Genomic DNA, 14,921 nt, shown 5'->3' on the forward strand with positions numbered 1-14,921 from the left:
TGGACAAGAATTACATTACATTGCGCTGAAGACCTTTTTGGCGTGAGATTTAAACACCTTTGAATAAGAAAATTCTTCATCTTGGCATCGACTTGTTATCTAGGCGAGAACACTCTGTATATGAGCTCAATAAAAAGTTGTGCGCTAAAGAGTTTGAACAAGATGAAATAGATGAAGTAATGCAGTTCCTAATTGATGAAAATTATATTAGCGATGTTAAGTTTGCCGATATGATTTTCAGGCATAGAACGACCAAAGGCTATGGCTTGTATTACATAACGCAAGAGCTTCGCCAAAAAGGTGTAAATAGTGAAACCGTAAGCCAAGTTGAACGTGAGCTTGATATTGACTGGTTTGATATTGCAGCGCAAGCGTACAGCAAGAAATATGGCTATAAGGCGATAAAGGACGAAAAAGAAAAAGCAAAGCGTATACGCTTTATGCTAAATCGCGGTTTTACGTCTGAACAAGTTTATACATTACTGAGTGACTAAGCTTGGTAATTGAGAAAATTTAATTAATAGAAAATTTAGGTATGGCTATGATCAAAACTAGTGCCGAGATCAGAAAGGCATTTTTAGACTTTTTTGCATCCAAGCAGCATCAAATTGTTGCGAGCAGTTCTTTAGTACCGGGCAATGACGCAACGTTACTTTTTACCAACGCCGGTATGGTTCAATTTAAGGATGTATTCCTTGGCGCAGAAAAGCGTAGCTATACTCGTGCAACTTCTTCTCAGCGCTGTGTTCGTGCAGGTGGAAAGCACAATGACTTGGAAAACGTAGGTTATACGGCACGCCATCACACTTTCTTTGAGATGTTAGGGAACTTCAGTTTTGGTGACTACTTTAAAGAAGACGCTATTAGTTATGGATGGGAATTCTTAACTAAAACGCTTGGCTTACCTCAGGAAAAGCTTTTAGTTACTGTGTATGAAACCGATGACGAAGCCTTTGCTATTTGGTCTGAAAAAATTGGTGTTCCAGCTGAACGTATAATCCGAATTGGCGACAAAAAAGGCGGCAAAAAGTTTGAGTCTGATAACTTTTGGTCAATGGGTGATACTGGTCCTTGTGGTCCTTGTACTGAAATTTTCTTTGATCATGGTGAACATATTTGGGGTGGTCCTCCGGGCTCGCCTGAAGAAGATGGCGACCGATTTATTGAAATTTGGAACCTAGTTTTCATGCAGTTCAATCGTCATGAAGATGGCACCATGGAGCCACTACCTAAACCTTCAGTAGATACAGGTATGGGCTTAGAGCGTATTGCCGCTATTATGCAAGGCGTTCACAGCAACTATGAAATTGATATTTTCCAAGGCCTTATTAAAGATGCCGCAGCGATTTTGCAATGTAATGATTTAGAAAATAAATCTTTACGCGTTATTGCTGATCATATTCGTTCTTGTAGCTTCTTAATTGCCGATGGTGTAATGCCTTCAAATGAAGGTAGGGGCTATGTGCTTCGACGTATTATTCGACGTGCTGTGCGTCATGGTCATAAATTGGATGCTAAAGGGCAATTTTTCCACAAACTAGTCGCTTCTCTAGCTGAGCAAATGGGTCAGGCATACCCTGAGCTCGTCGAGCAACAAGCAATTATTGAAAAGATTATTCGCATCGAAGAAGAGCAATTTGGCCGCACGCTAGATCGTGGTATGTTGTTATTAGAAGATATCCTTTCTAATTTAGAAGGCGATACTATTGCTGGCGATGACGTTTTCAAACTATACGATACTTATGGTTTCCCTGCTGATTTAACCGCAGACATTGCCCGTGAGCGTCAATTAAGAATTGACCAAAATGGTTTTGATGTAGCCATGGGCTTGCAACGTGAGCGTGCTCAACAAGCTAGCCAGTTTGGCACTGATTACAATGAGCAACTTAAGTCTGATAAAGTCACGTCTTTTAAAGGCTACACCAACAATTCATATTCATCTACTGTTGTCGAGCTATTTAACTCAGAAGGTAATGTGAATGTGCTTAAAGCCGGAGAGCAGGGTGTTGTAGTGTTAGACAATACACCATTTTATGCTGAATCTGGTGGGCAAGTGGGTGATTCGGGCATTATTGCTACAGAAGCGGGTAACTTTGAAGTATCAGATACCGTTAAAGTGGGTAATGCTTTTGCCCATAAAGGTATTGCGCAAACAGATATTCAATTAAATGCTCGTGTTCGCGCTGAGATTGATGCTGAGCGCCGTGCTGCAATTGTTAAGAACCATACTGCAACACATATTTTACATGCCGCACTTCGTAAAGTTCTTGGTGATCACGTTACCCAGAAAGGCTCGCTTGTTGAAGCCGATAAATTGCGTTTCGATTTCTCTCATTTTGAGGGCGTAACCGCGGCTGAACTTAATCAAATTGAATCACTTGTTAACCAAGAAATTAGACGTAACCATGCACGCGACACGGAATTGATGCCAATCGATGAAGCGAAAGAGCGTGGTGCAATGGCGTTATTTGGTGAGAAATATGATGATGAAGTTCGTGTCGTCACTTTAGGTGATTTTTCTATCGAGCTATGTGGTGGTGTTCATGTTGAACGCACTGGCGACATTGGCTTAGTAAAGATTGTTTCTGAGTCAGGTATCGCAGCAGGTGTGCGCCGTATTGAAGCTGTTTCAGGTGAAGCTGCGCTTAAGTTTGTTGACGGACAAGCAGAGCAGTTATCTTCTATCGCACAATTGGTTAAATCAGATGTTGCTAGTAGCGTAGATAAAGTAGAGCAACTTATCGGTCGTACTAAGCAATTAGAAAAAGAGATTGTTGCGCTTAAGCAGCAACTAGCGGCACAAGCAGGCTCAGATTTAGTGAGCCAAGCCGTTGAAATTGGCGGCAATAAAGTGTTGATTGCTGAACTAGATGGTGTGGCAAGTAAAGAGCTTCGTGGCATGGTTGACGAGCTTAAAGTAAAAATGCAGTCAGGTATTATCGTGCTTGCTACAGCAAATGATGGCAAGGTTGGTTTGATCGTTGGTGTAACGAAAGACTTAACGTCTTCAGTAAAAGCTGGCGAATTAGTTAACTTTGTTGCACAGCAAGTTGGCGGAAAGGGCGGTGGTCGTCCTGATATGGCACAAGCTGGCGGTAGCCAACCAGAAAATGTTGCTGCTGCACTAGACAGCGTAACACCTTGGTTAGAAGAAAAACTAGCTTAGAAGAAAAGTTAGGTTAGTAATTCTTTACCTATAAATTATCTAAAATAAAAACAGCTTCCCAATCGGAAGCTGTTTTTTTATGGAAAACATAGTGTTCTTTTATAAGAGTAATAGCCAAACATACTCTTATATAATCAAAAGTTTCATTTCTTTAACAATAAATATCTGTAAAATGTCTTTTTAACAACTTGGAACTTATAGGTCGAACCCATTATGACTCATTCAAGTGTGTACTTTTTACTTCCTCTTAGTATCTTAATTGGCGTCTCATTGGCTTCTCAAGCGGGCGTTAACGCCCAACTTAGAACAGCGCTTAGTAGCCCCATTCAAGCAGCGTTTATTTCCTTTCTTATTGGCACCATAGTCTTGGGAGCGATAGCATTTACTCGAGGTGAACCTTGGTTTAAAGCTAATTCAATCGCCAATATTCCTTGGTGGGCTTGGCTAGGTGGTGTGTTAGGAGCCTTTAATATCGCTATGTCGATATTTTTAGCGCCTAAACTGGGTGCGCTTGTGTTAGCCGTATCTATAGTCGTTGGTCAAATATCAGCTTCCTTACTATTTGATCAAAATGGCTGGCTAGCGTATCCAAAAATAGATATTACGCCTAATCGTGTTATTGGTGCGCTTTTAGTTGTTGTCGGCCTGTTTTTAGTGGTTAAAAAATAGAGAGAATAAGGATTCAGTGAACGAACGCCAATTATCGGTTCTATGGCGTTCGCTGGTTCGTAAGCCTTCGTATGTTAGCTTTTTGTTTGAATATCAATTAAGTAAGGTTTTAACTGATGACCCGACTTAGTACGAAACCAGTCAGTTACCACTAATTGATAATGCTTATTGGCTTCGAGAGGCTTTATACCTATTTGTACCGTTTTATTGTCATTACTAAAGCCTTCGAAACTAATAATCTCTATTAGGTGTTCCATACCTTTAGGACCTACGTTAAATCGTCTAAAGTTTGGATCTAAAGGTTTCGAAAAGTTAACGGTTAATGTTTTAACGCCAACCAAATTTTCGTTTTGTGATACCTCTTTTACAGAGGTAACTTCCGGGCGTTCTGATTCAAACTGCTCCTTAAGTGTTGCCAATGGTGTAGTAAAGTATTTAGAGCGTTCAACGTACTTTATTAACTCTTCTTCATTGTTGTAATCCACCTCAATTAGATATTTGGCAGCTTCTTGTTCGTCTTCAAACGAATTATATACATTTTCGGCAATGCGATAACCCACATAATAGCCGAGATCTCTCATACCAAATTCGTTATCGGGCGAATTCCAAATCCAGTTAGTCAAATAAAGAGAAAACATCTCTTTTTCAAAAGCAGCTTTAATTTTGGCGTCTATCGTACGACCAAATTCAATTTGAGGGTTAGGCGATTTTACGTTGAGTACTTTTTCCGTTAAAAACTCTGCTGAGCCTTCTAACGCTGTTTGAGCGAGCAAGTTATAGCCAATTGAGGAAACTTGTTGCGTGTGAATATATTCATGAATATTTAGAAACGCGACACCATCTTTGGGGTTTGTTGCAAAATAAGGTGGCAGGTTGGACAGCCTTTTTGGAAACTCTAATGTAGGGGTATCTTTAGTGGCAAACGCTAATTCTGCTCCAATCAATATATCCCCTTCAAGTAGGGTTCCAGCTGTTCTTAGAGCACCAATGGCAAAGTAGATATTGCCAGGCTTCAACCCAGGGTAAAACTCTTTAAACCTAGCAATCGCACTGTTTAGTTCATTATCAAGGGAGCTTATATTCGCTGTTTCTTTTCGAATCGCTTGCCAGAACTTAGGGTAGTTGTTGATAGCATCAACATATTCGTCAACGGTATAGGTTCTAGCGCGTTGTAATTTAGATAACCCAATTGTCCCTTTATCTAAGTATAGAGTTTTGAACAACTGCTTTTGTTTTTCTCTGTCAGTTGTTTTTACAATTTCATCGTAAGCTAACCAAAAAGTATCCACATCTTGAGTGAAAATTCTTTGTTCGTTAGCGTTCGTAACAACAGCAAATGATGATAGCAGCAGGGCAGCTATCGAAAGAATGATAGTAGCGAGTAATTTAGACACGATTATTCCCTGTATTAAACTTGTTGTATTTTTGAGCAAAAATGTAGCGAATTGCTCGTGTTTGGGTCAAGTTGAATTTTAAAATTATGTGTTTTGACTGTTTATAATTTGTAAATAGTCACGTACAGGTTGGCCGGTTAATTTGAAATGGTATTGCTTTACGACCAAATGAATCAAAGCCTATTTGTAAAGAGGGTCATATACATCACAAGGCGAGAGATGAGGAAAAGGTTTGCCAGAGTAATAGAGAGGAAAGAGAGTTGGAGCAAACGGTAGGTTGCTTGCTCCTATACTTATTAGGGGAGTTCGCCTGATTATAACGTTCCTTAGAATGAGTAGCCCAAGGTGACAAAATAACTATTAATATCAATATTTAGTAATTCATAGCGGTTATATTGCGCACCTAAAGTTACCTTGTTATCGAATGTCATCTGCCAGCCAGCTTTGAAAAGATAGCTACTCTCACTTTTATTTTCAGTCGTTTCAAATATTCCTAGATCTTCGATGTAATCAACGTCTGCATGAAGGTAACCTAAACTTGCAAACAATTCGTGGCGGTTATTGATTTGATGAAAGTAACCTAAAGAAGCAGACAAACCTGAATGATCTTCGATAGAAATTTTATCTTCGCCATTTAAGCCAAATAAATTAAATGAACCTGAAGTATTATAGCCAATTTCAGCTTTGATATTTTCAGTAAAGCTATAACGTAATCCTGTTATTGCAGCTAATCCGCTACTGTCGTTACTGGTATCGCCAAATCCTCCTACACCGAGGTAAACATTAAACGGAAGATCGTCTGCGATGGCTTGTTCTTCTGCGTGTAGAGATGATGGAAATAAAAAAGATACTGAGAAAATACTTGAGAATACGATTTTAGAAAGTGTTTTCACCTTAAATTCCTTGGTTACGTGCTAACTAACATAGCACTAAAGCTAAAAAACAGGCGTATTTTAAATGAGTTACCAGATAACTTAATAGAAAAAATGTCTAGATTATGTAAGTAAATGTTAGAAAAGATAGAAGGGAATAACAGGGCGAATAGAGGTGTTTTACTTTATTCAATTTGGTGAAGGAAAGTGCATATTCCTCCACCTTGAAATAATTAAACTAAGTGTTTAGTTCTAGTTTTATAGCTTCAACAATTTTAGCTGGATTACCTATGTATAAATTATGATTAAGCATCACTAATTCGTCTTCATTTGCTAATAAAAGCGCAGGAATTGCTTCGGTTCCAATCATCTCTTGAAGTTCAGCTAAATCAGCTAAAGCATATTCTGCATCTTTAGTAAATTTCTCAACTTGTAAACACTTACCCGGCGCTGAAAGTTTTAGGTTATTAACAATGGCTTCAACATCTTGCTTCGTTGTTAAGTCGTTATTGTCAATAAAATGTGCTTGTTGCATAGCTTGTAATAGAGGCAAATTGTGCTTATGAGACTTTTGCTCAACCCAGCTTAAAAGGTTAGCAGCAAGCGTTGAGTCTTTAGGTTCTTGTGCTGAGCTTAAATAGGCTTTTGAAAATGGTACATCAGATAATGATTGAACTTCAGCTAATGTCTCTTGTTCTACGCCTGCTTCACCGTCAAAGCGAGCTGCATGCATCAAGTGTATTTTAATTTCGGGAAATGCTTTGTTAATTGCTACAACTAAAGGGGTGCAAGCATAGCTCCAAGGGCAATGACTGTCGTAAATAAAATACACTTCGGTAGACATAATTTTCGCTCTAAACACAGGTTGAACTAATCTGGATGAATTAGTCAGGATAAATATTTGAAACGAGATTTTAGCTTACTCTTACCCGCTCGTCAGTTATTTATTGTTAAATTATCAGATAAAGGCATTAAAAGCTGGTTAATAAAGCGACTTTATGGTATAAAGTGCGCCGCTAAAATTGACTGTTGATTTTAATCGTCGGTAATTTTAGTTAAACGTAGTGCTGAATAATCAGCATAAATATAAACTCACATACATCTAAAAAGATATATCGGGGTGCTCAACTAAGCTCATTTGTAGCAGGTTAGGGTCGAATATATTGGGTGTATGAACGCTTAACCCCAAAAGGAAAATATTATGCCAAACGTATCTATGCGTGACATGCTTAAAGCAGGTGTTCACTTCGGTCACAAAACTCGCTACTGGAACCCAAAAATGAAGCCGTTCATTTTCGGTGCTCGCGACAAGGTTCATATCATCAACCTTGAGCAAACTGTTCCTATGTTCAATGACGCTCTAGCTTTCTTATCAGGTGTATCTTCTAAGAAAGGTAAAGTTTTATTCGTTGGTACTAAGCGCGCTGCAAGTGATTCAATCAAAGAAGCTGCTTTAAAATGTGACCAATTCTACGTTAACCACCGTTGGTTAGGTGGTATGTTGACTAACTGGAAAACAGTTCGTCAATCAATCAAGCGTTTAAAAGACCTTGAAGCACAAAGCACTGACGGTACTTTCGAAGCTTTAACTAAGAAAGAAGCGTTAATGCGTACTCGTGAAATGGAAAAGCTTGAGAAAAGCTTAGGTGGTATCAAAAACATGGGTGGTTTGCCAGACGCACTATTCATCATTGATGCTGATCACGAGCACATTGCTATTAAAGAAGCAAACAACCTAGGTATTCCAGTAATCGCTGTAGTTGATACAAACTCTAACCCAGACGGCGTAGACTACATCGTTCCAGGTAACGACGACGCGATTCGTGCAGTAAGCCTATACACTGATTCAGCAGCTAACGCTGTTGTTGAAGGCCGCGAACAAAACATCGTTGTTCAAGCTGAAAAAGACGGCTTCGTAGAAGCTGAATAATTCAGACCTATCTACTGTATCACTGCCATAAATTGTTAACACGTTTATGGCAGTATAATGACACTTATTCGAATATTTGAGGAATTAACTCATGGCAATTACTGCTGCATTAGTTAAAGAATTACGTGACCGCACTGGCGCTGGCATGATGGATTGTAAGAAAGCACTTCAGGAAACTGACGGTGATATGGAACTTGCAATTGAAAACATGCGTAAGTCTGGTCAAGCAAAAGCTGCTAAAAAAGCGGGTAACATCGCTGCTGAAGGTCAAATCATCATTAAAGATGGCGCTTTAGTAGAAGTTAACTGTCAAACTGACTTCGTTGCTAAAGACGACAACTTCTTAGCATTCGCTAACAAAGTTGCTGACGCTGCTGCTGCAGACAAGCTTTCTATCGAAGACTTACAAGCTAAGTTTGAAGAAGAGCGTGTTGCTTTAGTTGCTAAAATCGGTGAGAACATCAACGTTCGTCGCGTAGCTTATGTTGAAGGTGCTACTTTAGCTTCTTACAAGCACGGTGCAAACATTGGTGTTGTAGTTGCTGGTGAAGGTGACGCTGAAACACTTAAGCACGTTGCAATGCACGTTGCTGCTTCTAAGCCAGAGTACGTTAACCCTGAAGATGTACCAGCTGACGTAGTTGAAAAAGAGAAAGCTATCCAAATCGACATCGCGATGAACGAAGGCAAGCCTGCTGAAATCGCTGAGAAAATGGTTACTGGTCGCATGAAGAAATTCACTGGCGAGATCTCTTTAACTGGTCAAGCATTCATCATGGAACCAAAGCGTACAGTTGGTGACGTGTTAAAAGAGAAAGGTGTTTCTGTTTCTACATTCGTTCGCTTAGAAGTAGGTGAAGGTATTGAGAAGAAAGAAGAAGACTTTGCTGCTGAAGTAGAAGCGCAAATCGCAGCTGCTAAAGGCGAATAATTTTTTCGTCATAATTTGGCTTATTTCGGCGTTATTATCCGCTTTTTCTCGGGTCACATACTTGAGTATGCTCCCCAAGAAAAATGCTCAAATGCCTTGAACTAAACCGAATTATTTAGAAAAACACTATTGAAAAGCCACTCTGATGAGTGGCTTTTTTGTTTTCAGTGTGAAATGACTAATTGAGCGTTAATCGAATAAATCGCCTTGACTAAGTATCAACTGTTTAGCTTAAAAAAGTATTCTAAAAAACCGTCCGAGAGGGCGGTTTTTTTATTGGTCTACAAACTTGAGTATGCTCCAGTTTCTTGTAAAAGGTAAAATGCTCAAATGCCTTGAACTAAACCGAATTATTTAGAAAAACACTATTGAAAAGCCACTCTGTTGAGTGGCTTTTTTGTTTTCAGTGTGAAGTGACTAATTGAGCGTTAATCGAATAAATCGCCTTGACTAAGTATCAACTGTTTAGCTTAAAAAAAGTATTCTAAAAACCGTCCGAGAGGGCGGTTTTATATTAGGGCACATACTTGAGTATGCTCCATTTTCTCGTAAAAGGTAAAATGCTCAAATGCCTTGAACTAAACCGAATTATTTAGAAAAAGACTATTGAAAAGCCACTCTGTTGAGTGGCTTTTTTGTTTTAGAATAATTAGCCAACATTTGATGTTTTACGTTGGTGACATCTAAATAATAGCAAAGCTAGCGACAGAGTAAATAAAAGGCTAGGCTCTGAAATCGTCTGCAGGCTCCTATAGCTGGCGCTAACATCGTCGAAGTCGGCTGAAAACCCAGCACTTGAACGAAAGAGTTCAATGCCTAAAGTTTGCCCAAGCATTAAGTCCGCTGCTGTAGGCGTGTAATAAACGGTGAGCAAAAACCATTCTTTGCTTGAACGGTTATCTGAAAGGGTTAACGTATTTGTTGCTAAAGCTTGACCGCCAGCTGTTAATCTAATCGAACCTGTTTGAGTTGCATTGGTGCTATTAGGACCAAAGCCCAGCCAAACGGAGGCGCTATATACATTTCCGAACATTAAGTTCTCACTCAAGTTTTGTAATACGCGTTTGTTGCCAAACGCATTGTTAACCTGAAAATGTAAGAACTGATTACCGCTTCGAGCTTCTGCTGCATCGTGAATTAAGGTTGCACCAAAGGCTAAGCCTGCTTGTCCACTGGGAATGTCGGACCACCCTGGAGGGGTAATTGATGACCAAACTTGACTACCTCCACCTATATCCGGAGTTTCAAAACCGGCATTTTGAATTGTGATTAAGCCTGCACTCGCATGAGTGGACATAAGTAGTAATAAAAAGAGAAATCTTTTCATTGGTAAATTCTCCAACATGTTGAATGAACTTGTAATGATATGCCTTCCCTGTTAATGCGAAATTTATGCAAGCAATATTCCGGAGAAATAAAATCAATAGGTTAGATTAGTATTAAAACTCTAATTGTAAAAAAGCTCGACACTCCCTTTGTTTTATCAAAATTACTCACTTATTTAATCGACATAAAAAGTGTAAATTGACAGCAAATTTGTTTATTGCTGCCAATCATACAAATTTAACCTTTAGATACTGGAAAAAAACGAGTAAAATAGCGCGCGGCTAGCGCTGCTATGCCTAATAACATTTTCCATAGCGCAAAACAGGACCATAAATCGTATGAGCATCAATCCTAAACCTACATATCGACGCATCCTTTTAAAATTAAGTGGTGAAGCCTTAATGGGCGAAGAGGGATTTGGTATCGATCCAAAAATCTTAGATCGCATGGCTCAAGAGATTAAAGAGCTTGTAGAAATGGGCATTCAAGTAGGGTTAGTTATCGGTGGCGGCAATCTATTTCGTGGCGCTGGTCTTGCTGAAGCTGGTATGAACCGAGTGGTTGGTGACCAGATGGGTATGTTAGCAACTGTGATGAATGGCCTTGCAATGCGTGACGCACTGCATCGTGCATTTGTAAATGCTCGTTTAATGTCAGCCATTGATCTTGCTGGTGTTTGTGATACTTATAACTGGGCGGAAGCAATTAGCTTGTTAAAATCTGGCCGTGTTGTTATTTTTAGTGCTGGTACTGGTAACCCGTTCTTTACTACCGACTCAGCTGCGTGTTTACGCGGCATCGAAATTGAAGCTGACGCGGTAATTAAAGCAACTAAAGTAGACGGTATTTATTCTGATGATCCGGTGAAAAATCCTGAAGCAGAGTTATACCAACACTTAACTTACCAAGAAGTTTTAGAAAAAGAATTAAAAGTGATGGACTTGGCTGCATTTACATTGGCTCGTGACCATAGTATGCCAATTCGTGTTTTTAACATGAATAAGCCAGGTGCATTAAAAGCAGTGATTATGGGTGACGAAGAAGGCACGACCATAGATCACGCAGAAAATTTAGCATAATCGAGAAACGTTAAGGAATATCATTGTGATAGAAGAAATTAAACAAGACGCTGAAGAGCGTATGAGTAAGAGCATTGACGCACTTAAAAACAATTTAAACAAAGTTAGAACTGGTCGCGCTCACACCTCTTTATTAGACAACATCTCGGTTGAGTATTACGGTGTAGACACGCCGTTAAATCAAGTAGGTAACGTATCTATTCCTGACGCACGTACTATCGCTGTTACGGTATTTGATAAAAGTATGATTGCTGCAGTTGAAAAAGCCATTATGGCGTCAGACTTAGGCTTAAACCCGTCTTCTCAAGGCACGCTTATTCGTATCCCTTTACCACCATTGACCGAAGAGCGTCGTAAAGATTTAGTAAAAGTTGTTAAAGGTGAAGCAGAGAATGGCAAAATTGCTATCCGTAACATTCGTCGCGACGCTAACTCAGACATTAAGTCTCTTAATAAAGAAAAAGAGATTAGTGATGACGAAATGCACCAAGCGGAAGATGAAGTGCAAAAAATTACCGACAATTATGTAAAACAAGTTGACGCTATCTTAGCTGACAAAGAAGCTGAGTTAATGGAAATTTAATTCCATTAGGAAAATAACAACGTCGCAGTGAGGGCTGCGGCGTTTTTTATTATTTTATGCATGAAGGAATTTTTTGTGGGTCAACAAACAGAAAATAGCTGCCAGATTCAAACAGTACCAGAGCATGTCGCCATTATTATGGACGGTAATGGTCGTTGGGCGCAGCAACGTGGTAAAACACGTGTTGTTGGGCATAAAAACGGTGTTGAATCAGTTCGCGCTGTAGTATCAACGGCTCGTAAAAAAGGGGTAAAAGCGTTAACTCTGTTTGCCTTTAGCAGTGAAAACTGGCGTCGTCCTGAAAAAGAGGTTAGTGTGCTCATGGATTTATTCATGTTAGTGCTAACTCGCGAAGTGAAAAAACTACATAAAAATGATATTCGCTTTCAGGTAATAGGTGATTTGTCAAAGTTTTCAAGTAGCCTGCAGGAAAAAATCGCACAAGCACAAGAGTTAACCAAAGACAATGGCTCAATGGTACTCTCAGTAGCTGCGAATTATGGTGGTCGATGGGATATAGTCAACGCAGCCCAACAACTCGCCCAACAAAGTGTTAACGGTGACATAGCTGTTGATGCAATTGATGAAAGTGTGTTTCATCAACATACGAGTTTGGGTAACCTACCTGAACTTGATTTATTAATTCGAACCGGCGGTGATTACCGCATTAGTAATTTCTTGCTTTGGCAAGCAGCTTACGCAGAATTTTATTTTACCGACACGCTATGGCCAGACTTTAAAGAAGAAGCTTTTAGCCAAGCGTTGGCAAGTTTTGGTGATAGGGAAAGACGCTTTGGTCAAACCGGTGATCAAGTAAAGAACAAGTAGGAAATCTCCACAAACTATTTTTATAAAAGGGTATCCTTTGTTAATAAAACGAATTATTACAGCTTTGGTTTTAGCGCCATTGGCGATTGGCTCGATATTTTATATGTCTTTAGAGCAATTCGCGTTATTTATTCTAGCCGTAATGGCAATTGGTGCTTGGGAATGGGGCCCTTTAATGGGTTTTGAAAACAAACGTAGAAGAATAGCGTTTGTTGTCGCAACGACTGGATTAATTGCTGCACTTTGGTACTTACTGCCGTTAAGCAATGTTTGGGTAGCACCCAGCAAGCTTCACCCATATGTAACGTACATTCTGTGGTTAGCTATTGCTTGGTGGGCCTTATCTGCCGCATTAACATTCCTTTACCCAAGGTATAGCAAGTTTTGGTCTAGTCATCGCTCAGTTCGAGGAGTATTTGGTTGGTTAACGTTAGTACCGACTTGGTTAGCCTTTATGGTGTTGCGTGGCGATCATTATGCTTCTGATCCTTACCATGGTGCGCAGCTTATTATGGCGTTGTTTATTATGGTTTGGAGTGCTGATATTGGCGCTTACTTTGTAGGTAAATCGTTAGGGAAACACAAGTTAATGCCGAACGTTAGCCCAGGTAAAACGATGGAAGGATTTATCGGCGGTGTTATATTTGCGTGCATTCTTACCTCTATCGCTGGCTATTTATTAGCATGGAATAATGAGCAGTATTTGTTAGCTATAGGAATTACTGCACTTATTACGACTATTTCTGTACTGGGTGATTTAAACGAGAGTATGTTTAAACGCCAGGCCGGTATTAAAGACAGCGGCTCAATTTTACCGGGCCATGGCGGTGTTCTAGACAGAATTGATAGCTTAACGGCTACCGCACCTGTATTTGCGCTTTGTTATGCGACACTAGGTTGGTCGTAAGTGACTAAAGTAAATCGTGTCGCTATTTTAGGTGCAACAGGGTCTATCGGACAAAGTACGATAGACGTAGTTGCTCGTCACCCTAATAAATATTCGATAGTTGCTCTAGCGGCTAACACTAATGTCGATATTATCTTTAAACAGTGCCTGACAGTAAAACCTGAAACTGTAGTAATGGTTTGTCCTGATGCTGCATCTAAACTCCAATTTAAATTAAATCAAACAGATCTTTCTATCGAGGTATTATCGGGCTCGCAAGCCCTGTCTGATATCGCAAGTCTAGATAATGTCGATACAGTGATGTCCGCCATTGTCGGTGCCAGTGGTTTATTGCCTACGTTGGCCGCCATTAAAGCAAATAAACGCGTGTTATTAGCCAACAAGGAAACCTTAGTAACATCGGGTAAAATATTTATCGATGCGCTAAAAGAATCTTCAGCTCAATTATTACCAATTGATAGTGAACATAACGCTATCTTTCAATGTTTGCCGCAAAAAATGCAAGAAAATGCTGCTTTCGATAATATTGATGAGCATGGAGTAACTAAGATTTTATTAACAGGGTCGGGCGGTCCTTTTAGAACTAAACCTTTAGCTGAGTTTGATTCGATAACGCCAGATGAAGCTTGTGCTCATCCTAATTGGGATATGGGCAGAAAGATTTCGGTAGATTCAGCGACCATGATGAATAAAGGCCTAGAATTTATCGAAGCCAAATGGCTGTTTAACCTCTCTCCTGACGATATTCAAGTGGTGTTACATCCGCAAAGTACAATCCACTCAATGGTGCAATATCGCGATGGTTCAGTGCTAGCGCAAATGGGGAACCCTGATATGCGTACACCGATTGCTCATGCATTAGCGTTTCCTGAACGAATTGATGCAGGTGTCGAACCGTTGGATTTTTTCAATATTAAATCATTCGAATTTGAGCAGCCAGACTATGCTCGCTACCCTAACTTAAAACTGTGTATTGAAGCGTGCAGGCAAGGGCAGGCAGCTTGCACTGCGTTAAACGCCGCCAATGAAATTGCCGTAGAAGCATTTTTAAACGAAAAAATTAAATTCACTGATATTTACAAAATAAATGAAACTTCTGTGAATAAATTTGTCTCAGATAGGGTAGAAACAATAGAGCAAGTATTATCTCTTGATAAACAAGTGAGAGAGTTTGCTTTAAGTTTAATTAAGAATAACCGCGTTATGCAAGATGCAGACAATGAGTTGAGTAGCTAG

The 14,921-nt window shown here is 39.7% G+C and carries 14 protein-coding genes; 10 read left to right on the plus strand and 4 right to left on the minus strand.

The genetic code is table 11. From position 1 onward, the window contains the following. Positions 1 to 59 precede the first annotated feature (59 nt). The 3 genes from ACOB80_RS03610 to ACOB80_RS03620 all read left to right on the plus strand — a co-directional run bounded on the left by ACOB80_RS03610 (position 60) and on the right by ACOB80_RS03620 (position 3,835). On the plus strand, positions 60 to 494 hold the full coding sequence (locus ACOB80_RS03610) for a regulatory protein RecX (RefSeq protein ID WP_473164435.1): 435 nt from the start codon (positions 60 to 62) through the stop codon (positions 492 to 494). Between the two features lie 47 nt (positions 495 to 541). Next, positions 542 to 3,166, plus strand: a complete 2,625-nt coding sequence (gene alaS, locus ACOB80_RS03615) for an alanine--tRNA ligase (protein ID WP_473164436.1) — start codon at positions 542 to 544, stop codon at positions 3,164 to 3,166. A gap of 213 nt (positions 3,167 to 3,379) precedes the next feature. Continuing rightward, positions 3,380 to 3,835, plus strand: coding sequence for a DMT family transporter (locus tag ACOB80_RS03620; protein WP_473164437.1), 456 nt, complete (start codon positions 3,380 to 3,382; stop codon positions 3,833 to 3,835). A gap of 74 nt (positions 3,836 to 3,909) precedes the next feature. On the opposite strand, the gene ACOB80_RS03625 is transcribed toward ACOB80_RS03620, so the two are convergent. The 3 genes from ACOB80_RS03625 to ACOB80_RS03635 form a co-directional block, all read right to left on the minus strand. Further along, positions 3,910 to 5,229, minus strand: coding sequence for a hypothetical protein (locus ACOB80_RS03625; RefSeq protein ID WP_473164438.1), 1,320 nt, complete (start codon positions 5,227 to 5,229; stop codon positions 3,910 to 3,912). Positions 5,230 to 5,555: 326 nt separating this feature from the next. Further along, positions 5,556 to 6,122 carry an outer membrane beta-barrel protein gene (locus tag ACOB80_RS03630; protein ID WP_473164439.1) on the minus strand — a complete coding sequence of 189 codons (567 nt, stop codon included), beginning with the start codon at positions 6,120 to 6,122 and terminating at the stop codon, positions 5,556 to 5,558. 217 nt (positions 6,123 to 6,339) lie between these two features. Beyond that, the gene (locus ACOB80_RS03635) at positions 6,340 to 6,945 is read right to left on the minus strand and encodes a hypothetical protein (protein ID WP_473164440.1); all 606 of its coding nucleotides are present in this window, start codon (positions 6,943 to 6,945) and stop codon (positions 6,340 to 6,342) included. 357 nt (positions 6,946 to 7,302) lie between these two features. Between ACOB80_RS03635 and rpsB the strand changes: the two genes are divergently transcribed. Continuing rightward, the gene (gene rpsB, locus ACOB80_RS03640; protein ID WP_473164441.1) at positions 7,303 to 8,031 is read left to right on the plus strand and encodes a 30S ribosomal protein S2; all 729 of its coding nucleotides are present in this window, start codon (positions 7,303 to 7,305) and stop codon (positions 8,029 to 8,031) included. A 91-nt stretch (positions 8,032 to 8,122) separates the two neighbouring features. Beyond that, on the plus strand, positions 8,123 to 8,962 hold the full coding sequence (gene tsf / locus ACOB80_RS03645) for a translation elongation factor Ts (protein ID WP_473164442.1): 840 nt from the start codon (positions 8,123 to 8,125) through the stop codon (positions 8,960 to 8,962). 649 nt (positions 8,963 to 9,611) lie between these two features. Here the strand turns inward: tsf and ACOB80_RS03650 are convergent. Continuing rightward, on the minus strand, positions 9,612 to 10,289 hold the full coding sequence (locus tag ACOB80_RS03650) for a hypothetical protein (protein WP_473164443.1): 678 nt from the start codon (positions 10,287 to 10,289) through the stop codon (positions 9,612 to 9,614). Positions 10,290 to 10,626: 337 nt separating this feature from the next. On the opposite strand from ACOB80_RS03650, the gene pyrH reads away from it, so the two are divergent. From pyrH to ispC, 5 genes are all read left to right on the plus strand, one after another. Continuing rightward, positions 10,627 to 11,367, plus strand: a complete 741-nt coding sequence (pyrH, locus tag ACOB80_RS03655) for a UMP kinase (RefSeq protein ID WP_473164444.1) — start codon at positions 10,627 to 10,629, stop codon at positions 11,365 to 11,367. A 25-nt stretch (positions 11,368 to 11,392) separates the two neighbouring features. Then, positions 11,393 to 11,950, plus strand: coding sequence for a ribosome recycling factor (gene frr, locus ACOB80_RS03660; protein ID WP_473164445.1), 558 nt, complete (start codon positions 11,393 to 11,395; stop codon positions 11,948 to 11,950). A gap of 75 nt (positions 11,951 to 12,025) precedes the next feature. Beyond that, positions 12,026 to 12,778: a polyprenyl diphosphate synthase gene (gene uppS, locus ACOB80_RS03665; protein WP_473164446.1), complete on the plus strand. Its 753-nt coding sequence runs from the start codon at positions 12,026 to 12,028 to the stop codon at positions 12,776 to 12,778. 37 nt (positions 12,779 to 12,815) lie between these two features. After that, complete coding sequence (locus ACOB80_RS03670; protein ID WP_473164447.1) at positions 12,816 to 13,685, plus strand: phosphatidate cytidylyltransferase; 870 nt, start codon at positions 12,816 to 12,818, stop codon at positions 13,683 to 13,685. Then, on the plus strand, positions 13,686 to 14,921 hold the full coding sequence (gene ispC / locus ACOB80_RS03675) for a 1-deoxy-D-xylulose-5-phosphate reductoisomerase (protein ID WP_473164448.1): 1,236 nt from the start codon (positions 13,686 to 13,688) through the stop codon (positions 14,919 to 14,921).

The organism is Thalassotalea coralli (genome assembly GCF_055786205.1).